Here is a 22,642-nt window from a genome sequence, read left to right as displayed (position 1 = left end):
TATCTTACATAATTCAAAAAAAGTGCAACAAATGACAAAAGACAGTTTAGTATCGTTTCGTAACTATAATTATGAATGCAGTTTCACGCCAAAGAATAAATATAAAGTAAAAAGCTATATAACACTTAAGATGATATGTATACATCATGTGGTACAAGCAATCATTAATTTATACCACGAGCCTCTGCCAAAACAATTTGATTCCTCTTATTTAAAATATATTCATATGTGTATGTATCAAAAAACGTTTGAATGGGCTGGATGTACTCGTGATGTTCCATTTATGTTTCTCGATGGAACAGTTGCCTGCCAACCAGAAGTTAAAAAAGTACTTTCGAATACTTATTTCGCAATTGGTGAAGAAATTCAGACAGGTCTTAAAGAATTTGACAAAATGCTCGCTGAAAAGAACAATTTGAAAGGTTTGTCACGCAAAAAATTTTCTCTTGAAGCAGCAAACATGTTTTCCTTTCTCAACTATATACGTCCTTTTAGAAAAGGGAATGGACACACACAACGTTTTTTCTTTCAAAGACTTGCCGAAAATGCAGGTTATACATTCGATTTTTCAATGATAACAGAAAATGACATGCTAAATGCTTCTATTAATGCACTACGAGATAACGACTTAAAGCCTATGAATTCTATATTCACAAAAACCACTTATCCAAAGTGGAAACCACGTATTACTTCGGATAAACGAAAGTTAAAACACTTAGGATACAATGCTCCTCCACACATGCGCTAAATAGGCTTATATTTTTTCTCTTTGCAGAAAACGACGTAACTGAATATAAAGAGCGCCACTGCCTCCATGCTTATAAGCTGCTTGCTCAAAAGCTTGGACGTAATATTGAAAAACAGGTGTTGATAACCAATAAGGGACATATTGGCACAAAACACCATTGCTTCCGTGTGAATGACCTTTTCCTGTTATCACTAGAACATAGCGTAATCCGCAATGATGAGATGACTGTAAGAATTCTTTTAAACAACGGTACGCTTTATCTTGTATCAAACCATGAAGGTCAATACATGCTTCTATACGACAAAGACCTTTTGCAATTTTACGATGCATGGTATGATCAAAACACTGCATTTTCTTTGCTTTAATTATTTCTTTCTTTTTCTCTTTAACTATCGTTGGCTTCTGTCTCTGTTGGCTTTCTTGAAAAAGTGGAAAAATTTGTAGAGCTTGTAGTTTTTTATTTTTTGTATTTTCAACATTTCCTTGCATAAGAAAATTCAACCGGTTACAAAGTGGAACTGTCGTACGACAAACCTGCTCCCATAAAAAATAGTCTTGAGAAACCAATAGATTTGTTTTTCTTTTATCCTTAGTCATTAAACTCTTTAATTTCGCGTAATTTTATGAAAATTCTTCCATAAACCAATAATAATTTTAATTTTCATCTTCCGTTGCAAAAAGTTTCCAATTTGGATTTTTAGATGTAATATTGCGAATGAAAGTCCAGATATCTCTAATTTCTATAATAGCTTCAGGATTACCTTCTATGCATTCTTCTTGTTCATTATAAGTCGCAGAAATCATTTCACTAATAATACGTACTGTTAACAACGCTTCTTCTTTTTGCATTTCTGCTGCAATAAATTCAATCTTACTAATCCCCACAAAAGTAAATTGAATCCTTTCATTATTTTTTTCGCGTAATTCAATAGCCTCACAAAAACTTTCAAAAACATCCGATGAAAGATGTTCTTTCAGCCGATTGCGATCACCTTGCGCAAAAGCTGTCATAATTATTTCGTAGACAATTTGAACACCATTCACAAAAAATTGAGGAGAAAAAGAAGGATCAAACTGACGAATAGAACGCAAACCACTATTTAATTTGCTTCCTTCTGGTGCAATGGCATCAATTTCGCTAAAATCGCCCTTTTGTGAAGAAGATTGGTCAGGTAAGGAAACAATCTTATCGTTTTTTTCTACTTCAATTGGCTTTTTAGTATACCCTGAATAAGAATCAAAGGGAGGCTTTTCAAAACCAACCCGTTTTCCTAGTACATTCCGTAGTTGCACAAAAACCACAATTACTACAATAAGAGCTATTATTAGTACAATGTCAAATTCCATAAGTGTTGTCAATCTCCCAGCATTAAATGATTATCATTGCAGTCAATATCATTTATCAATAAACATGTAAAATAAGTAAATCTATTATTTAAATAATGTTTATGACTCCCCAATTTAAATTGAGAAAATAATAATACAATTTTCTTTAAAAAAACTTGAGAAGGATATCTTCATTTGAAAAAAGTTTATTATATAAAGTCTCGATTTTTTTTAATTATAGTTCTCAGCGCTCTCTTTTTTGAAATCGCTGGCTTTATTATCGTTGGAAAAGAAATTGGAATTCTAGCAACTTTGAGCTTAATTCTTTTAACAATGATGAGTGGAATTGTTTTATTGCGTATGAAAGGTATAAGTCTTATAAAAAATATACAAAGTAAACTCCTTCAGGGACAGACACTAGAACATTACATAGCTAATGATGCGCTTATTATTCTTGGTGCCGTTTTTCTTACTCTTCCAGGTTTTATAAGCGATATTTGTGGAATATTACTCCTTATAAAACCAATTCGTGTTTTTATCTGGAATCTTTTTTTATCCCTTATTAATAAAACAAATTCTAACGCACAAAACAAATCTGAAAAAATAATTGAACTTAACCCAGAAGATTATCAGAGCTATAATATCGAAAAATCTCCTTGGTACAAAAATAACGATAATAACCAAAATACAAAAAATAATTAAAGATAAAGAGAGCATTTCTTGCAACCCTTTGCAAGTCATGGTAACTTCTTTTTAACTTACAATAGGAATATGTGTATTATAATGAAAGGTTTTTAGTATGGCCGAAGGTGAAATACATAATAATAGTGGAGCGCCAGTATTTGCTGTTTTGACCCAATATTTAAAAGATTTTTCGTTTGAAAATCCGCACGCACCTCGTTCATTACGCCCACGGGAAAAAGCGCCACAAATTGATGTTAACATTAATGTCAACGCCAATCCAATTGGTGATGATAATTATGATGTTGTACTATCCCTTTCAGTTAAAACTAAAGATGATACCGAAATGCTATTTCACGTAGAGCTGATTTATGGCGGTATTTTCCACATTAAAAATATTCCACAAGAGCATGTAATGCCGCTTGTTTTTATTGAATGTCCACGTCTTTTATTTCCTTTTGCTCGGCAAATTATATCTGATGCTACACAAAATGGCGGTTTTCCTCCCTTGTGGATTGATCCGATTGATTTTGCAACAATGTTCCAAAAACGAGTTGCCGAAGAACAAAAAAATAATCAAACGCAATCATCTTAAAAATTAGCTTGTAACATTACATAAAATTTATTTTTATTTCTTTCATTATAAAAGCCCTTGAAATATCAAAGGCTTTTATTTTTTTGAGCAATTTTTTCTGCATGATAAGCAGCCAAAGTTGCAATATTAACGATATCTGTATCACATCCACTAAACGGTACAATTTGTACAGATTTTTCCAATCCAATTAAAATGGGACCAATAATGGTTGCTTCACCAAGTTCTTGTAACATTTTGCTCGAAATTGAAGATGAATGATATCCAGGCATTACTAAAATATTAGCCGGTTCTTTTAATCTCATAAAAGGATATTGTTGCATCAATTTCGAATTAAGAGCTACATCGGCACTCATTTCTCCATCAAATTCAAAGTCAACTTTACGTTCATGTAAAATATCAACAGCTCTCTGAATATCTTGCGTAACTTGACCCTTTATATGACCAAAAGTAGAAAATGCCAAAAATGCTACCCGTGGTTGATATCCAAATTCACGCACAAAAAAAGCTGTTTGTTCAGCAATATCAGCAAGTTCCTTAGCATTAGGATGCTCATAAACAGCTGTATCAGCAATAAACACAGTGCGTCCGCGACAAATAGCTATTGAAATACCAATTAATCGTTCCTGTGGTTTTTCATTAATCACTCGTCGTATATCTACCAAGGCCGTTTCATAATTGCGTGTTACTCCTGTAATCATTGCATCAGCATCACCCGAAGCTAACATACAAGCAGAAAAATAATTACGATCATTATTGATAAAACGATGACAATCACGCAACAGCCAACCTTGACGCTGCATCTTTTTATACAGATATTGAGCATAAGCATCTGTACGACAAGATAGCTTTGCATTCAGAATAGAAATTCCTTCACGCTCAAGATCAATTCCTGCGACAGCAGCAGTATCTTTAATTTGTTTCTCACGACCAATTAAAATTGCTTTCCCTAATTTTTGGTGAACGTAAGATACAGCCGCTCGCATGACCGATTCTTCTTCCCCTTCTGCAAAAACAATTTTCTTTGGTGCTTGACAAACATAATCATAAACACCACGCATCGTGGATGCAATGGGATCACGTCGAGCATTCAAGTCACGTTCATACGCTTTCAAATCATGAATATGCTTTCTAGCAACACCGCTTTCCATTGCTGCTTTTGCAACCGCGATTGAAACAACTGTCAGTAAACGTGGATCAAATGGAACTGGAATAATATAATTGGACCCAAATTTCAGACGGTTTCCGTGATAAGCTTCTACGACACCATCAGGAACTTCCTCATGAGCTAATTTTGCAATAGCTTTCGCTGCAGCAATTTTCATACTTTCATTAATAACCGTTGCACGAACATCAAGAGCACCACGAAATATATACGGAAAACAAAGAACATTATTAATTTGATTAGGATAATCTGATCGACCTGTTGCTATAATAGCATCATCACGTATTTCTGATACTTCTTCGGGTGTAATTTCTGGATCAGGATTAGCCATAGCAAAAATAATCGGTTGTGGGGCCATTGATTTTACCATCTCAGCAGTTAGTGCACCTTTTGCCGAAACACCAAAAAACATATCAGCATCTTCCATCGCTTCAGAAAGCGTGCGTTTATCTGTTTTAGTGGCATGAGCAGCTTTCCACTGATTCATTCCCTCTTCACGACCTTCATAGACAACACCTTTTGTATCACACAACAAAATATTTTCAGATCGAAAGCCCATTGCCTTAATGAGTTCAATACAAGCAATTCCTGCAGAACCTGCGCCATTACAGACTAATCGTGTATCTTGCATAGTACGCCCTGTTAAATGCAAAGCATTTATTACACCGGCAGCCACAATAATTGCTGTACCGTGTTGATCATCATGAAAAACAGGAATATTCATAAGTTCGCGTAGACGACTCTCAATAATAAAACAATCAGGCGCTTTAATATCTTCAAGATTAATACCACCAAAAGATGGTTCCAAATGCCTTACTAAATTGATAAAGCTTTCCGGATCACTTGTATCAATTTCTAAATCAATTGAATCTATATCTGAAAAGCGTTTAAAAAGAACTGCTTTTCCTTCCATCACTGGCTTAGATGCCAAGGCACCCAAATTACCCAAACCCAAAATAGCTGTCCCATTTGATATAACAGCGACAAGATTCCCTTTTGCCGTATAATCATAAGCCATTAACGGATTTTCAGAAATTGCTTTAACTGGAACAGAAACACCAGGCGAATAAGCAAGTGCTAGATCATGCTGTGTTGCCATAGGTTTTGTTGCAACAATTTCAAGCTTACCAGGACGATCACCCCTGTGAAAATCAAGGGCTTCTTGCTCATGTACACTATAAAATTTTTTATATGTTGTTTGATCCTGTCCATTTTTTTTCATTTCATTTACTTTCTTAAAAAACAGCATAAACTCTGATTAACAACGGATATAATGATTAAATTTAAAAATTTGATTCGTATGCCAAAAATAATTATGCTCACTTTATCAAAGCATCTTATCATACGCTTTATTTAGAGGTAATGAAGATATACCTCGAAGTAAATAAAAAAGAACAATAAACACCATATTAAAAGGAATAATCATACTAAAATGGAAAAAGAGACTGAACATAAAAATGATTCATTCCAACGCCCTACGATTCCATCCAATACTCATCAAGAGCGCCTTACCCCTATGATGGAGCAGTATATAGAAATCAAAGCTGTTAATAGCGACTCCCTTCTTTTTTATCGTATGGGTGATTTTTATGAATTATTTTTTAATGACGCGATTGAAGCTGCTCAAGCCTTAGGGATTACACTCACAACACGCGGTAAACATTTAGGCCAAGATATCCCAATGTGTGGTGTTCCTGTTCACTCTGCAGATGATTATTTACAAAAACTTATTGCGTGTGGTTATCGCGTTGCCGTGTGTGAACAAATAGAGGATCCTGCAGAAGCAAAAAAGCGTGGTTCAAAATCAGTTGTTCAGCGCGATGTAGTCCGTCTTATAACACCCGGAACAATAACAGAAGAAAAACTTCTTGATCCAGCGCGCGCAAATTACCTCATGACACTTGCTCGCACGATAACCCGTAGTAAAGAGGAATATGCTCTTGCCTGGATTGATATTTCTACTGGTATATTTCGAGTTACAGAAAGCCGTCATGAAAATCTCTTAACAGATATTATGCGTGTAGACCCACAAGAGGTGATTGTCGCTGATTCATTTTTCCATGATAAATCTCAAAAAGCTCTTTTCAATGTTCTCGGTAATATCATCTCTCCTCAACCAGAAAATCTTTTTGAGATCACCACTGCTGAACGAGATATTTGTCATTACTTTAAACTCTCAACCCTTAAAGGCATTGCAGATTATTCTCATCCAGAACTTTCAGCCATCGCTGCTGCTATTCGCTATATCGAAAAAACACAAATCACACATCGTCCCCCTCTCATGCGACCTGAGCGTCAAAATGAAAGCACAACTCTTTTCATTGATGCAGCAACAAGATTTAGTCTTGAGCTCATTCGGACTACATCCGGTCAACGCGATGGGAGTCTCCTAAAAGCGATTGATCGCACCGTCACAGGAGGTGGTTCACGCCTTCTTGTCGATCGCTTAATTTCTCCCCTAACAACTCCAGTAGCTATCGATAAACGTCTTGATTCAATAGATTTTTTTCTACGCAATCCTTCTCTTGCAGAAGCTATTAAGCTTATTTTAAAAGGAGGACCAGATATGCCACGCGCAGTATCACGTTTAGCGCTTGGTCGAGGAGGTCCGCGTGATATGGGAACAATTCAGCGCGGTTTTGAAATCATCAATGAAATTAATCAGATTCTTAATAATGAGTTATTTCCTCAAGAAATCAATGATGTACGAGAGGTATTCTCACACTTACCTACCGCTTTGCATTTTCAGCTAGAACAAGCACTGGCTGACGATCTCCCTCTTCTCAAGCGGGACGGTGGCTTTATTCGTCCTCATTATCACCAAGAATTAGATGAAATGCGTAATTTGCGAGACGAATCACGTTGTGTTATTGCCAAACTCCAAGCGCAATATGCTAAAGAAACAGATATTAAAACACTCAAAATTAAACATAATAATATTTTAGGTTACTTTATTGAAGTAACGAACTTACAAGCATCGGCTCTCACAAATACTCCACAAGCAAAAGCTCGTTTTATCCACCGACAGACAATGGCGAATGCTATGCGCTTCACTACAACAGAACTCGCCGAACTCGAAAGTCGTATTGCCCATGCTGCAAATCATGTTTTAACGCTTGAATTGGAAATTTTTGATAAACTTGTCGATGAAATTACCGAACAAATTGATTTCATTCGTCAAGCTTCTGAAGCTCTAGCTATTTTAGATGTATCTGTTGCTTTAGCCCACTTAGCTGAAGAACAAGGATATTGTCGTCCCAAAGTTGATCATTCATTAGCCTTTCATATTACCGCTGGACGTCATCCCGTTGTAGAACAAGCATTACGAAAACAAGTTGCGGAACCATTCGTTGCCAATAACTGTGATCTTTCGGCACAAAACAAACACCTAGATGCAGACATTTGGTTGTTAACAGGCCCTAATATGGGAGGAAAATCAACTTTTTTAAGACAAAACGCTCTCATTGCTATCATGGCACAAATGGGATCGTTTGTACCAGCTACTTCAGCTCATATTGGCGTTGTTGATCGTTTATTTAGTCGTGTTGGTGCTTCTGATGATCTTGCTCGAGGACGCTCAACCTTTATGATGGAAATGGTTGAAACAGCAACTATTCTCAACCACGCCAGTAACCATTCTCTTGTCATTCTCGATGAAATTGGACGAGGAACATCAACTTTTGATGGTCTTTCAATTGCTTGGGCAACAGTTGAACATCTCCATGAAATAAACCGCTGTCGTGCTATTCTTGCTACACATTTTCATGAAATGACGGCGTTAACAAAAAAACTCAATCGCCTCCATAATGTAACAATGAAAGTTAAAAATTGGAATAGTGATGTTATTTTTCTTCATGAAATCACTAAAGGCACCGCTGATCGCTCTTATGGTGTGCAAGTGGCAAAGCTAGCTGGATTACCTGCAACAGTTATTTCTCGTGCAACCGATGTTCTGCGTCAATTAGAACAAGGTGAAATGTCCGGAAAGGGTGATAAATTAATTGATAACTTGCCGCTATTTTCTCTCAAAGCAACATCTTTAACAAATGAAAAAAATGATAAATGTTGTGCGATTAAAGATGCTTTAAAAAACATCCATCCCGATGAATTATCCCCTAAAGCTGCTTTAGAAGAACTCTACCGTCTCAAACGACTTGAAGAACAATAATTTTTGATAAAAAGTTTAAAAAAAATTCTACAAGAATAAACTGTTATATTATTAAAAACTTTTTATACAGAAAGTAAATTGCATTACAATATCTTTAATTTGTATTAAAAATTCAAAAAATAACTTAAAATTATTTTTCATTCTCATAACATAAGTACTCATATTATAAAAAATACAAGCAACAATATTTTTGATTATTTTATTCATAATAATATTTAGAATTTTTAGGTATTGAAATCATAAAACTTTCGACCATTTTATGAAACTCTCCTCAACAACTATAATTTACAAAAAACAAAGCATTTTCATAAGAAATACCAATACTCTTTCTCTATCAATTTCAAATATAAAAATGAAATATTATAATTGTAAATATATCCTTTATGAAGGAGCTTTTAGCTTATTATCACTATATCTCACCATTATAAATAACGGAAAAACTTCATGATATTTTTATAAAACTTTTTGAGTTTAAATAATAATGAAATGAATTTTACTAGAGACAACAAAAAAATACAATTATATGCCCCATTTTTCGATGAATGGACAAACTCTATTTTTGAATATCTATTCTATTGTACTAAGAAAAATATTTTATCTTTTTGGTGGAGCTAAGCGGGATCGAACCGCTGACCTCTTGCATGCCATGCAAGCGCTCTCCCAGCTGAGCTATAGCCCCACAAAAAACAATAAATACTCTCCACAGAGTTCTTAGAACGAGATAAACTGAAGATCAAGAAAAATCTATGTCAATAAATAGAACATAATCTCTTTTTGCTTTTTTAAACATCATCATCGTTAGAAACCCCATTGCCAAGGATATCAGTTACATCATCATCTTCATCACCTTCGTCATGAGACAAAAATGTATCATCATCAACAAGATCTACATCGTCATCATCCAAATCAGGGATCTCATCATCTTTAGACACATCAACATCTTCTTCAAGTAGCATAAAGGCAGATTTCTCAAGTGCCGTATCAAGTTCTTCAGTATCAACCTCTTCCTCATTACTTACTTCAGCCGCTGCAACCTCAAAATAAGAACGCGGATAAGAAAGCCCTGTATAAGGTGACACGATAGGATCACGATTAAGATCATAAAATTTCTTTCCCGTTTCTGGGTCAACACGTTTGGTTCCAAGTTCTGGCTTTGCCATAGACCGTGCCTCTTTGGTTAGTTAAATTGCATTAAAACGAATTCCATGGTGCTTAAACAAAAAACACTGCACTTGTCAAAGACAAATACATAGTTCCACACGGATTTTCTCATGACGCTTATCAAAACATATGATAAAGGGCGTCTAATTTTTTAAAATTTATGTCTTATTAAATAAAGATTCGATGTATAAAGCAATACCAGCAACTGCTAAAAAATCAACCAATCTTTCTGGCACAATCAAAATGCCAGGAGATAAATCAATCTCCCATAGAGCACTTATATTAGGAGGATTGGCGCATGGAGAATCACATATTCACGGGCTTCTCGAAAGTGAGAGTGTTTTGCGTACAGCTACCATCATGCAAGCTATGGGAGCACAATATTACAAAAAAAATAACCTTTGGATTATTCATGGAACCGGTAATGGTTGTTTACTACAAGCACAAACACCTTTAAATTTTGGCAATTCTGGAACGAGTGCTCACCTGATCATGGGACTGGTTAGCTCTTACCATATGAAAACGGCTTTTCTCGGCGGTGCCTTACTCTCTAGATATCCAATGAAGCATATCCTTAATCCATTGCGTTTAATGGGAGTTGAAACTGAGCCAACTCTTGGTAATCATTTGCCTTTAACGCTTTACGGTCCCAAAATGGCTAACCCGATTCGGTACCCTATACCTATGGCTTCCGCCCCAGTAAAATCAGCAATCCTTCTTGCCGGTCTTAATACCGCTGGTACTACAACCATTATTGAGCCAACTCTTACACAAGATCATACAGAAAAAATGCTACAAGCATTTGGTGCTGAAATTGATATAAAAATAGATAAAACAGGCACACGTTTCACTTCTCTTAAGGGTCAGCCACATCTTATTGGACAAATCATTAATGTTCCAGGTGACCTATCCTTAGCAGCTTTTCCAATTATTGCAGCTCTTCTTGTAGAAAATTCTGATATCACACTTGAAAATGTTCTCGTCAACGACGAGAAAATGGGATTCATCCAAACATTATGGGAAATGGGTGCTAAAATTGAACTCTTGAACCAACGCAAAACAGGTATAGAAAATATTGTCGATATACGCGTTAAATCATCCGAGTTAAAAGGTGTAACTGTACCAAAAGAAAGAGCCCCATTAATAATTGATAAATATCCTGCTTTAGCAATAGCAGCAGCCTTTGCAAAAGGGAAAACAATTATCTCAGGAATTGAAGGGTTATTTTGTAAAATATCAGATCGACTTTCTATCCTTGCTGAAGGATTAAAAATCAATCATATTCATTGTGAAAATGGTAAAGATTTTCTTATTATCCATGGGAAAAATTCTATCAAAGATTTAGGAGGTGGGCGCGTTACTACACATTTTGATCATCAAATTGCAATGTGTTTTCTTATTTTTGGACTCGTCTCAGAAAAACCTGTTATGATTGATGATAAACAGATGATTATTACCAATTGTCCAGAATTTATTCCTTTAATGCATCAACTTGGAGGTCGAATCTATTGAAACCTTTTATTATTGCAATTGATGGCCTTTCAGCATCTGGAAAAGGAACTTTAGCAAAACAAATTGCTGCCTATTATCATCTTCACCATTTGGATACTGGTCTCACTTACCGCAGTGTTGGCTATTCGCTTTTAAAACGAAATTTACCCCTAGATGATCACATAAATGCTGTTGCATATGCTAAAGAACTTGATTTTAACACTTTAGATCCAATTCTTCTCGGTTCTCTTGATATTAGTGAAGCCGCATCACAAGTAGCGACTATACCAGCTGTACGTGAAATTCTTGTTGCCAAACAACGTGATTTTGCCCAAAAATTACCAGGAAGCGTACTTGATGGCCGTGATATCGGTACTGTTGTCTGTCCTCATGCAGATATAAAATTTTATATCCTAGCAAATGCTCAAATACGTGCAAAACGTCGATACCAAGAAATTTTAAAAAAAGGAGGAAAAGCAAACTATCATGAAATTTTGGCCAATCTTGAACAACGTGACAAACGTGATATGACTCGAAAATATCATCCTTTAAAACCAGCTAAGAATGCCCACTTGCTTGACACATCAGAATTGAGTATAAAAGAAGTATTGAAAACTGCTTGCGCCTTTATTGATCCTCTTATAAAAAAGCATGCCGTTAAATAAAATCATCAAGGTGATTTCCAGCCTAGCGCTTATCTTTCTTTTACGAAAAGGGAGAAGGTGTGGAGTTACCTCATATTAACACTAACCTAGCGCTTATACCTTTGGCAACATAAGGTATGTATCAGGAGTTCTCATGTCACAATACAATCCCACAACAGCAGATTTTGAAACCCTTTTAATGGAATCATTTCAAACGAATGACCTTAATGAAGGATCTGTTGTTAAAGGCCGCATCATTGCAATCGAAAAAGATATGGCCATTATTGATGCTGGTCTTAAAGTAGAAGGACGTATTCCACTTAAGGAATTTGGTAGCAAAGGTAAAGATGGTTCCTTGCAAATCGGTGATGAAGTTGAAGTTTACATTGAACGTATTGAAAATGCGCTAGGTGAAATTGTCTTATCGCGTGAAAAAGCACGTCGTGAAGAAAGCTGGATTCGTCTTGAAGAAAAATTCAATGCAGGGACACGAGTAGAGGGCATTATCTTTAGTCAAGTTAAAGGTGGTTTTACGGTCGATCTCGACGGTGCTATTGCTTTCTTGCCCCGTAGTCAAGTCGATATTCGACCTATTCGTGATGTTGCACCTTTAATGCATAATGCACAACTTTTTGAAATTTTAAAAATGGATCGCCGTCGTGGTAATATTGTTGTCTCACGTCGCGCTGTCTTAGAAGAAAGTCGTGCTGAACAGCGCTCAGAAATTGTTCAAAATCTTGAAGAAAACCAAATTGTTGAAGGTATTGTCAAAAATATAACAGATTATGGAGCCTTTGTTGATCTCGGTGGTATTGATGGACTTTTGCATGTTACAGATATGGCATGGCGACGTATCAACCATCCATCTGAAGTTTTAACAATTGGCCAAACTATTAAAGTTCAGATCATTCGTATCAATCAAGACACGCATCGTATTTCGCTTGGAATGAAACAACTTGAAAACGATCCATGGGATAATATTAACACTAAATATCCAGTCGGTAAAAAAATTACTGGCGCTGTTACAAACATCACTGATTATGGTGGTTTTGTTGAAATCGAACCAGGAATAGAAGGATTAATCCATGTCTCTGAAATGAGTTGGACAAAAAAGAATATACATCCTGGAAAACTCCTTTCTATATCACAAGAAGTAGAAGTTGTTATTCTTGAAATTGATTCTTCTAAACGTCGTATTTCGCTTGGTTTAAAGCAAACATCTGAAAATCCTTGGGTAACTTTTGCGAATAAATACCCAGTGAATTCAAAAATTACAGGCGAAATTAAAAACAAAACAGAATTTGGTCTTTTCATTGGTCTTGAAGGTGATGTCGATGGTATGGTTCATCTTTCTGATCTTGATTGGAATCGTCCTGGTGAACAAGTTATTGATATTTACAATAAAGGTGATACTGTTCAAGCTGTTGTTCTTGATGTTGATGTTGAAAAAGAGCGTATTTCTTTAGGAATTAAACAACTATCCAGTGACAAAATGAGAGAAGCAGCAGCGTCTGGGGAATTACGGAAAGGTGCTATTGTTACATGTGAAGTAATAGGCATCAATGAAAGCGGCGTTGATGTGAAGCTTATTGAACATGATCTTGAAGTCACCATCCGCCGTACTGATTTGGCACGGGATCGTGATGAGCAACGTCCTGAGCGTTTTGCTATTGGACAAAAAGTTGATGCTCAAGTCACTGCATTTGATAAAAAAACTCGTAAGCTTTCAGTCTCAATCAAAGCCTTAGAAATAGCAGAAGAAAAAGAAGCTGTAGCTCAATATGGCTCTACAGATTCAGGAGCTTCTCTTGGGGATATTCTTGGCGCAGCTTTAAAAAAGCAAGAACAAGATTAATCATGAAATAAAAGGCTACTAATTATATAGTGGCCTTTTATTCTTCATTAGGAAATCTTTTTTAATCCCTTAATTTTTTAAAAAAAATTCAAAACTTACAAAATGAAGTTGTTCACTTATTGAGATAAAATACCAATAATCTATTGAGTAAATAACACATCATCGAATAGTAATAGAATATTATGGTACCCAAATTACATCGCATGAAGTGGTTTTCTTCCCAAAAGACAAAAATTCACTCTCTCGATGAGATTAATTCGCCTATCCGTTCAACTAATAAATCACAAGAAGAACTTTATAAGTTAGGCTATACTATAGCCTCTGGTCAAGAAATCTTTCTTCCTGAATATAAAGAAGAAGAAAGTGATTTTCGCAAACGATTAATTGAAAATTCTAAACTTATTCTCCATGTCTTTCACATCAATGACGTTGCTGCACGCAATAACGAAACAATTGCACCATCCGCCCAGTGGCTTATTGATAATCATTACACTATTGACAAAACTATACAGGAGTTACGCTGCAATTTTTCTAAATCGTTCATCAAGCAACTCCCCTTTTATGAACAAAAAAAAGAAATTCCACGTATTTTTGTTTTAGCTTGGCTTTATGTTGCCCATACAGATAGCAGATTTTCACAAGAAACGCTAACAGCGATGGTTAATGGTTTTCAAAAAGTTTGTACTCTAAAAATTAGTGAATTATGGGCTCTTCCTTTTGTTGTTCGTATGATCTTAATTGAAAATGTCCGCCGTCTTTCATTGCGTATTGAACAAGCACGCTATATGCGCTTTCTTGCTAATCAAGTAGCCGATAAAATCGCCCTTACAAAAAATGAAACTCAATTAAATATTCTCACTCTTTATGAAAAACTAACCTCTCATTCGATTTTTTCAGCTCATTTATTTTACCGTCTGCGAGGAGCATCTGTTGATGCAACAATAGCGTTAACTTGGCTTGAAAAACAGTTGCATCTTCATAGCAGTAGTCCAGAAATGATCACAGCTGATGAACATACTCGTCAAACAACAGATGGTATCACCATGGGCAATATTATTCGTGCTCTCAAAACTATGGATGATATTGATTGGGTGGTATGGTTTGAGACAGTAAGTTGTGTAGACTTTATCCTGCGCGAAAATAGTGATTTTTCTGAAATTGATTCTCATTCACGTAATGCATATCGACAAGTCATCGAAAAAATCGCCCATCGCTCACCTCTTAGTGAGTTAGAAGTTGCATATAAAGCTGTAGAAATGGCAAAAACTTGTTCTCAAGATGTTGCCTGTAAGAATAATTTTTCTGTTGGGTGGTACCTAGTTGATGACGGACGCTCTATTTTTGAAGAAGCTTGCAAATATAATCCGTCATTTCTGACAAAATGGATTCAAACTTATCATCGTTTAAAAATAGGAATTATTGCCATCCCTGTTTCTCTTTTAATGCTGGTTCTTTTGTCCACGATCTATATTTCATTACGAACATCTGGTCTCACACCATTAATGACACTCCTTTTCACTGCACTAGCACTTTTTCCTACTATGGATGCTACTTTTGCTTTTTTTAACACTGTTGTTTCATGGTTTGTTTCACCAAAACGGCTCATTGGTTATGAATATAAAGAAGGTATTCCTGAAGATGCCCGCACTATGGTTGTTGTCCCCACTTTAATCACATCACATCATGATATTGATGAACAAATAAGTAATCTTGAAGTGCACTACCTTTCTAATCCCCAAGGTGCCATTCATTTTGCTCTCATCACAGACTGGGCAGACTCTCCATTTGAAGAAACACAAAATGACCTTGATCTATTGCACTATGCAAAAAAGGGTATTGCTCAACTAAACCAGCGCTATCAGTGTGATAACATTCCTCTATTTTTTCTTCTCCACCGTCGACGTCTTTATAACGCTCATGAAAAATGCTGGATGGGATGGGAGCGTAAACGCGGAAAACTTCATGAGCTAAATCTCTTACTCCGAGGAAATAAAAATACGAGTTTTTATGCTCCAGATCCACACCTTCCCATGGATTGTCATTTTGTTATGACCTTAGACTCAGATACACGTCTAACTCCTGAAAGTGTCACTAAACTCGTTGGTAAGCTCAACCATCCACTTAATTGTCCCGTTTTTTCTGAAAAAAATGGAAGGGTTATAAAAGGCTACAGCATTTTACAACCCCGTATTACACCTCCTCTCACAGCAGAAGAAGAAACATCAATTTTGCAACGGATTTTCTCTACCAATCGTGGAATTGATCCTTATGTCTTTAGTGTATCTGACACTTATCAAGATCTTTTGGGAGAAGGAACTTTTACTGGAAAAGGTCTTTATAATATTGATGCCTTTGAACAAGCACTGAAGAACAAAATCAAAGAAAACACTGTTCTTAGTCATGATCTTTTAGAAGGAAGTTATGCACGTGCTGCACTTGTAAGTGATGTAGAAATCATTGAAGATTATCCAACAACCTATAATATGGATGTCGCTCGTCATCACCGTTGGATCCGTGGTGACTGGCAGTTATTACCTTATCTTTTAAACCACCATAGAGTGAGTCTCACCACGCGCTGGAAAATGCAAGATAATTTGCGGCGTTCTCTTACGCCACTCATGTGGCTTGTTGCAGCAACAGCAGGATGGTCTTTTTTACCATCAAAGATAGCAATTGTTTGGCAAATATTTCTGCTTTTTAGTCCCTTTATTGCATCAATTTTAGGTTTGCTGCGTACATTCATTTCCTCTAATAGCGATTATTCTTTACGCGGACAATTACAATTAATTTTAAATAGTATTTCCTCCACGACGTTAGAAATATTGCTTAAAATCACATTTATAGCCCACTCAGCTTATTTTATGACTGATGCAATCATTCGTGCACTCTATCGAATGATGATTTCCAAACAATATCTTCTTGAATGGAAAACTTCAGCCACAATGAAAGCCATTCCCAATAATTTAAGCTTCTATATCATCACTATGTGGCCAGCAGTATTTATTGGTATTATTGCTATAGGATTACCTCTATTTTTTCATAATTCAACAATATTGATCGCTTTACCTTTTGGGCTTTTATGGTTTTTCTCACCACTGATTGCATGGATTATTAGTAAACCAATAACATTTCGAGATGTTCTTGATATATCTTCTGCAGATAAAAAAATACTGCGGAGCATTGCACGACGGACATGGCTTTATTACGCAACCTTTGTTGATGCACAAAATAATTATTTGCCACCTGACAATTTTCAAGAAGATCCTGAACCTCTTGTTGCACGACGCACATCACCTACCAATATTGGAGTTTACCTACTTTCTATTATTGCCGCACGTGATTTTGGTTGGATTAGCTCTGAAGATACCATTATGCGAATTAAGCGCACATTAAGTACTCTCAAAAAAATGGAAAAATTTCGAGGTCATCTTTATAATTGGTATGAAACAGATACACTTAAACCTCTTCTACCAACTTATGTTTCAACAGTTGATTCCGGTAATCTTGCTGGCCATTTAATAACGCTATCTTCCGCTTTAAGCGAGTGGGCTGAAATACCTGATGCTTTTTTACAAAGCAATCTAGATGGCTTATTCGATATTAGTAATATTCTTGAAGAAATCTTAAAAGAAATTCCTGACAACCTTAAATTTATTCATCCATTCCATCAACAAATCAAAGAGCATATTGCTCATTTTCACCATTCTGTTAGTGAACTCAAAGCAAAATCGGCAACTGTTATGAGTATCTCTCGTCTTTCTATTACTGCTCGTAACATTGCACATTTAATCAATGAACTGGATAAAATAATCCAAACAAAAGAATCTGCTCATATGTTATCTTGGGCTAAATGCCTAGTAGAAAACTGTGAAGCTTATAACCATGATATTACCAATAACTATGATATTAAAGAATTATGCAAAGAATTAAATACTTTATCTGAAAAAGCCCGACAAATAGCTTTAGATATGAAATTTGATTTTTTAGAACAGACTGAACGTCAACTTTTATCTATTGGTTATCGCGTACAGGAAAATAAACTTGATGAAAGCTGCTATGATCTTCTAGCTTCAGAAGCGCGTCTCTCAAGCCTCTTTGCTATCGCTAAGGGTGACATTAAATTTAAACATTGGTTTCGTCTTGGCCGATTACTGACCCCAATTGGTTGGAAAAGTGCTTTATTATCATGGTCAGGATCCATGTTTGAATATCTTATGCCTTCTCTCATTATACATGAACCCTTAGGGTCCATACTCGATCAAACAAATCGCCTCATTATTCGCCATCAAATACAATATGCGCGCAAACGAGGATTACCATGGGGTATTTCAGAAGCTGCATTCAATAGCCGTGACCATTTAATGAATTATCAATATTCTAATTTTGGTGTTCCAAGTCTAGGACTTCAACGTGGCTTATCACGCAATGCTGTTATTGCTCCTTATGCTAGTCTTCTAGCTGCACAATATATGCCAGCTCAATCTATCGCTAATCTAAAATACCTGCGTAATCTCGGCGCTTTAGGGACATACGGCTATTACGATGCTATTGATTTTACCCCTTCACGTGTACAAAAAGAAAAAAAATATGCTATCGTGCGTAACTATTATGCACATCATCATGGCATGTCAATTCTTGCTATTGATAATGTCGTTTTTGAAGGGCGTATGCGCAATCGCTTTCATCGTGATCCAATTATAAAAGCTGTACAACTCTTATTACAGGAAAGAGCCCCACGACAAATTCCTATTATTCATACTAAAATCAATAATTCTATACAGAATAACTCTAGAGGTTTTGATGATACTCCTGTGCGCATTATTACAAGTCCTCTTCTTAAAACTCGCGCAACTTTGCTTCTATCGAATGGTTGTTATTCCATAATGACAACAGCAAATGGTTCTGGTTATAGCCGTTGGCATAACTATGCTATCACGCGTTTTATTCCTGATGCATCCGAAGATCAACAAGGAACTCTGTTCTTTGTCCAAGATACGCATAATAAACGCTGGTGGTCTATCACTAGTGAACCAACACGTATAGCCGAAGAAGAAGTGGTCAGTATTTTTACAGATGAAAAAGCTGAATATATAAAAACAGTTGATGGACTGAAATCAACACTTGAATGTCTTGTTACTTCTGAAGGTGACGGTGAAGGTCGACGTATACAGTTAATGAATACAACGAACAAAGACCGAATAATTGAAATAACTTCTTATGGTGAATTAGCACTCGCAACAATGAAAGATTACTTTACTCATCCTGTTTTTTCGCAAATGTTCATAGAAACAGAAATTCTTGATTCAGGTGGAACAATTTTAGCTAAAAGACGCAAACGCTCTCCTCATGATCCTAATATTCACGTTGCTCACTTTGTTACTGATCCATCAGGAATTATCCCAGAAGCAGAAGCAGAAACCGATCGTCGCGTTTTTATTGGCCGTGGTCGATCTATTCATCACCCAATTATCTTTGATCAAAAGACTCGTTTCAAAGGTAATCAAGGGTGTGTTCTTGATCCGATTATCTCAATCCGTTGTCGTATAAAAGTTCCAGCACATGAAAAAGCAGAGCTTATTTTTTGGACTTTTGCTGCCGATTCAAAAGAAACATTACAAAACTATATTGAATCCTATCGACAACCTGATATGTTCCAGCAAGCTTTATTAAAAGCATGGATGCATTCACAAGTTTCACTGTATCAAAAAAATATTAATCCTAGAGAAGCTATTACTTACCAAAAATATATAACACCACTTATCTACCCTGATCGAACGTGGCGTCTTCCTCCGGAAATATTAGCAAAAACTCTTGGAAAACAATCTAATTTATGGCCAATGTCTATTTCAGGAGACTATCCTATTTGCCTTCTCAGACTCGATAATGAAACAGATATCACTGTACTTCGTGAACTGCTTAAAGCATATGAATATTGGCGTATGCGAGGTCTCATTGTTGATCTAGTCATTTTAAATGAACAGACATTTTCTTATCTACAAAATACACAACGCGCCATTGAATGGGCATGCGAGTCTTACCGTCACCGTACAAAAGAAATGGACGGACAAAATCATATTTTTACCCTCCAGCGCGACCAAATGAGTGAACAAAATTTTCAAACACTTCTCGCGTCAGCTCGCATTATCCTGCATGCTCAGAATGGATCTTTATCTGAACAATTGAAACGTATAGAAAATATTGATTCCGATTTAATTATTAGCAGTCATAGTCAAAAATCTAATAATAAATCCAACTACAAAAAATCTAATAAAAAAATACAAAAAGCCCCACAAATCAAACAAACTCTATTTTCTTCCATTGCTCTCATTGACCAACAAAAAACTTCTCCTTTCCCCGTACCGAGTGAAGATTTGTGCTACTGGAATGGTTATGGTGGTTTTAATCACCATAACCATTACGTAGTCCGTCTGAATGGGTGTCAAACAACACCACATCCATGGATTAACATAATTGCAAACAATAGTTTTGGCTTTCATGTATCCGCCGAAGGATCGCTCTTCACATGGTCTCATAATAGCCGTGACTATCAATTAACGCCTTGGAGTAATGATCCCGTTACCAATCGTCCAGGGGAAGCGCTTTATCTTGTCGATCGCCTATCTTTAAAATGCTTTTCTCCAGTTTCTGCCGTCGAATGTGATAATAACGTCATTTATGAAGCTTGCCATGGTTTTGGGTTTTCAACTTTTAAATCTAAACATTCAGACATTGCATTAGAACTGACCCACACACTTAATGGAGAAAAGCCAATTCGTTTTTCTCGTCTTATCATTAAAAATGAAGGAGAAACACCACATAGCTTACGCCTTTATAATTATGCCGAATGGGTTTTAGGAAATATCCGTACACAATACGCGCCCTTTATTATTCCCCATTATGATTCTAAACGTGGTGCACATTTTATTCAAAATCCTTATCACATTGAAAAATCTCAACAGGTTACTTTTTTATCAGCATCCGAAATGCCAACCAGTTTTACGACTAATCGTACTGAATTTATCGGTACAACAGGAACAATTCAGCACCCACAAGCTATTCGTAAAGCTGAACCACTTTCAAATATAGTAGAACCCGGTTGTGATCCTTGTTCAGCCCTCGCCTATGATATTGATTTACAACCAGGACAAACAAAAGAAATCATCTTCTATCTTGGCAATACTGAAAGCATACAACAAGCTAAAAAACTGCTTGATCAAGCTCGTAAAGATGATTTTCAAATTGTCTTTGCACAACAAAAACAACAATGGAATGATTTTGTTTCTCCACTACAAGTAAAAACTCCTGATCCCTCTTTTGATATTATGGTCAATCACTGGCTGCCTTATCAAATTTATGCATGCCGCTTAATGGCGCGCTCAGCTTTTTATCAAGCCAGTGGAGCATTCGGTTTCCGTGACCAACTGCAAGACAGTTTATCTTTATTATTGCTTAAACCACAATTAGCGCGTGAACACTTACTAAATGCAGCAGCACACCAATTTCCTGAAGGAGATGTACAACATTGGTGGCTTCCTGATACGAATGCTGGCGTCCGGACACTTATTTCTGATGATATCGTTTGGCTTGCTTACGGAACAGCTCTATATGTTCGCACCACTGGTGAGAATGCATTTCTTGATACCCCTGTTCCTTTCATCGAAGGCCCTCCCCTAGCCACAGGGCAACAAGATGCTTATTTCCAGCCTATACAATCCTCCAACATTACAACACTGTATGAACATTGTGCTTTAGCCTTAGATCTCGCTATCAAGCGCTGTGGCCCCAATAATTTACCCCTTATTCTAGGTGGTGACTGGAACGATGGTATGAACTTAGTGGGTATTGAAGGCAAAGGTGAAAGTATCTGGCTGGGATGGTTTCTAGGCACTGCTTTACAAGAGTTCATTCCTCTCGCTAAAAATCGTAACGATCACAGCCGCATAAAAGCTTGGAGTACATATTTGAAACGTCTCACTAAAGCCTTAGAAGAAAAAGGATGGGATGGTGCTTGGTACCGACGTTGTTATTTCGATGATGCAACTCCTTTGGGATCTAAAATAAATGATGAGTGCCAAATTGATGCTCTTGCTCAATCATGGGCTGTCATTTCCAAAATGGCAGATTCTAGCCGTCAAAAACAAGCAATGGCATCTCTGCTTGATCACCTCTATGATGAAAAAACTGGTCTCATACGTCTTTTCTGGCCCCCTTTCAACAAAAGTTCCCTCGAGCCAGGTTATATTAAGGGTTATCCTCCTGGAATTCGAGAAAATGGTGGGCAATATACTCACGGTGCTATTTGGAGCATTTTAGCACTTGCTGAAATAGGAGAAGAAGACAAAGCTTACACGTTGTTTTCAAAAATAAATCCTATCAATCATGGTCAAAATCCAGAAATCTATCGCGTTGAGCCTTACGTCATGGCCGCAGATATTTACACAGTTGAACCATATTGTGGACAAGGTGGCTGGACATGGTATACAGGCTCAGCAGGATGGCTTTATCATGCAGCAATACAAACTATTCTTGGACTTCATCTGCAAGCTGGAAAATTATTTTTACGCCCACATTTACCCTCCTTCTGGCCTGCATATGAAGCAAAAATGAAATTTCACAGTGCTGTTTATAAAATTAAAATTAGACGAGCAAATAAAAACATGCTCAGTATTGACGGAAAAGAATACAACAAAATCGATCAAGGCATAAAATTAAAAAAAACAGGCAACCATGAAATTGTATATACTCTAGAATCATAAATAAAAAAGCTTTTTATATTGCTCAAAGCTCTAAAATTGTTATAGTTTATTCATT

12 protein-coding genes and 1 tRNA gene are annotated in these 22,642 nt (G+C 36.3%); 8 read left to right on the top strand and 5 right to left on the bottom strand.

Features of this window, described 5'->3' with window-relative positions; translation table 11 throughout:
* The first annotated feature begins 31 nt into the window (after nucleotides 1-31).
* Complete coding sequence (locus B11cv2_RS07020) at nucleotides 32-748, top strand: Fic family protein (RefSeq protein ID WP_100693900.1); 717 nt, start codon at nucleotides 32-34, stop codon at nucleotides 746-748.
* A gap of 6 nt (nucleotides 749-754) precedes the next feature.
* Here the strand turns inward: B11cv2_RS07020 and B11cv2_RS07015 are convergent, their stop codons facing one another.
* Both B11cv2_RS07015 and B11cv2_RS07010 read right to left on the bottom strand, forming a co-directional pair.
* Entirely contained in the window at nucleotides 755-1,345 is a 591-nt protein-coding gene (locus B11cv2_RS07015) for a Smr/MutS family protein (protein WP_100693899.1), read from the bottom strand.
* A gap of 57 nt (nucleotides 1,346-1,402) precedes the next feature.
* Nucleotides 1,403-2,095 carry a Tim44/TimA family putative adaptor protein gene (locus B11cv2_RS07010; RefSeq protein WP_100693898.1) on the bottom strand — a complete coding sequence of 231 codons (693 nt, stop codon included), beginning with the start codon at nucleotides 2,093-2,095 and terminating at the stop codon, nucleotides 1,403-1,405.
* A 174-nt stretch (nucleotides 2,096-2,269) separates the two neighbouring features.
* Between B11cv2_RS07010 and B11cv2_RS07005 the strand changes: the two genes are divergently transcribed.
* Nucleotides 2,270-2,776: an FxsA family protein gene (locus tag B11cv2_RS07005; RefSeq protein WP_100693897.1), complete on the top strand. Its 507-nt coding sequence runs from the start codon at nucleotides 2,270-2,272 to the stop codon at nucleotides 2,774-2,776.
* Between the two features lie 97 nt (nucleotides 2,777-2,873).
* Entirely contained in the window at nucleotides 2,874-3,350 is a 477-nt protein-coding gene (gene secB, locus B11cv2_RS07000) for a protein-export chaperone SecB (RefSeq protein WP_100693896.1), read from the top strand.
* Between the two features lie 65 nt (nucleotides 3,351-3,415).
* Here secB and B11cv2_RS06995 read toward each other — a convergent pair whose 3' ends face one another.
* A complete protein-coding gene (locus B11cv2_RS06995; protein WP_100693895.1) occupies nucleotides 3,416-5,734 on the bottom strand; it encodes an NADP-dependent malic enzyme in 2,319 nt (772 codons plus the stop codon).
* A gap of 210 nt (nucleotides 5,735-5,944) precedes the next feature.
* Between B11cv2_RS06995 and mutS the strand changes: the two genes are divergently transcribed.
* Nucleotides 5,945-8,680 (top strand): DNA mismatch repair protein MutS, encoded by a 2,736-nt coding sequence (mutS, locus tag B11cv2_RS06990; RefSeq protein ID WP_100693894.1) that lies wholly within the window; start codon nucleotides 5,945-5,947, stop codon nucleotides 8,678-8,680.
* A 603-nt stretch (nucleotides 8,681-9,283) separates the two neighbouring features.
* Here the strand turns inward: mutS and B11cv2_RS06985 are convergent.
* Nucleotides 9,284-9,359, bottom strand: a tRNA-Ala gene (locus B11cv2_RS06985).
* Nucleotides 9,360-9,462: 103 nt separating this feature from the next.
* Entirely contained in the window at nucleotides 9,463-9,840 is a 378-nt protein-coding gene (locus B11cv2_RS06980) for a TIGR02300 family protein (RefSeq protein ID WP_035005508.1), read from the bottom strand.
* 184 nt (nucleotides 9,841-10,024) lie between these two features.
* Between B11cv2_RS06980 and aroA the strand changes: the two genes are divergently transcribed.
* The 4 genes from aroA to B11cv2_RS06960 all read left to right on the top strand — a co-directional run bounded on the left by aroA (nucleotide 10,025) and on the right by B11cv2_RS06960 (nucleotide 22,587).
* The gene (gene aroA / locus B11cv2_RS06975; protein WP_100693893.1) at nucleotides 10,025-11,353 is read left to right on the top strand and encodes a 3-phosphoshikimate 1-carboxyvinyltransferase; all 1,329 of its coding nucleotides are present in this window, start codon (nucleotides 10,025-10,027) and stop codon (nucleotides 11,351-11,353) included.
* Entirely contained in the window at nucleotides 11,350-11,997 is a 648-nt protein-coding gene (cmk, locus tag B11cv2_RS06970) for a (d)CMP kinase (protein ID WP_100693892.1), read from the top strand. The genes aroA and cmk overlap by 4 nt, the downstream gene beginning before the upstream one ends.
* A 133-nt stretch (nucleotides 11,998-12,130) precedes the next feature.
* Nucleotides 12,131-13,831, top strand: a complete 1,701-nt coding sequence (gene rpsA / locus B11cv2_RS06965) for a 30S ribosomal protein S1 (protein WP_100693891.1) — start codon at nucleotides 12,131-12,133, stop codon at nucleotides 13,829-13,831.
* A 182-nt stretch (nucleotides 13,832-14,013) separates the two neighbouring features.
* Nucleotides 14,014-22,587 carry a GH36-type glycosyl hydrolase domain-containing protein gene (locus tag B11cv2_RS06960; protein WP_100693890.1) on the top strand — a complete coding sequence of 2,858 codons (8,574 nt, stop codon included), beginning with the start codon at nucleotides 14,014-14,016 and terminating at the stop codon, nucleotides 22,585-22,587.
* The last annotated feature ends 55 nt before the right edge of the window (nucleotides 22,588-22,642 follow it).

The organism is Bartonella sp. 1-1C, from assembly GCF_002810325.1.
Taxonomy (GTDB): domain Bacteria; phylum Pseudomonadota; class Alphaproteobacteria; order Rhizobiales; family Rhizobiaceae; genus Bartonella; species Bartonella rochalimae.
This window is presented reverse-complemented; position numbering and strand designations above follow the sequence as displayed.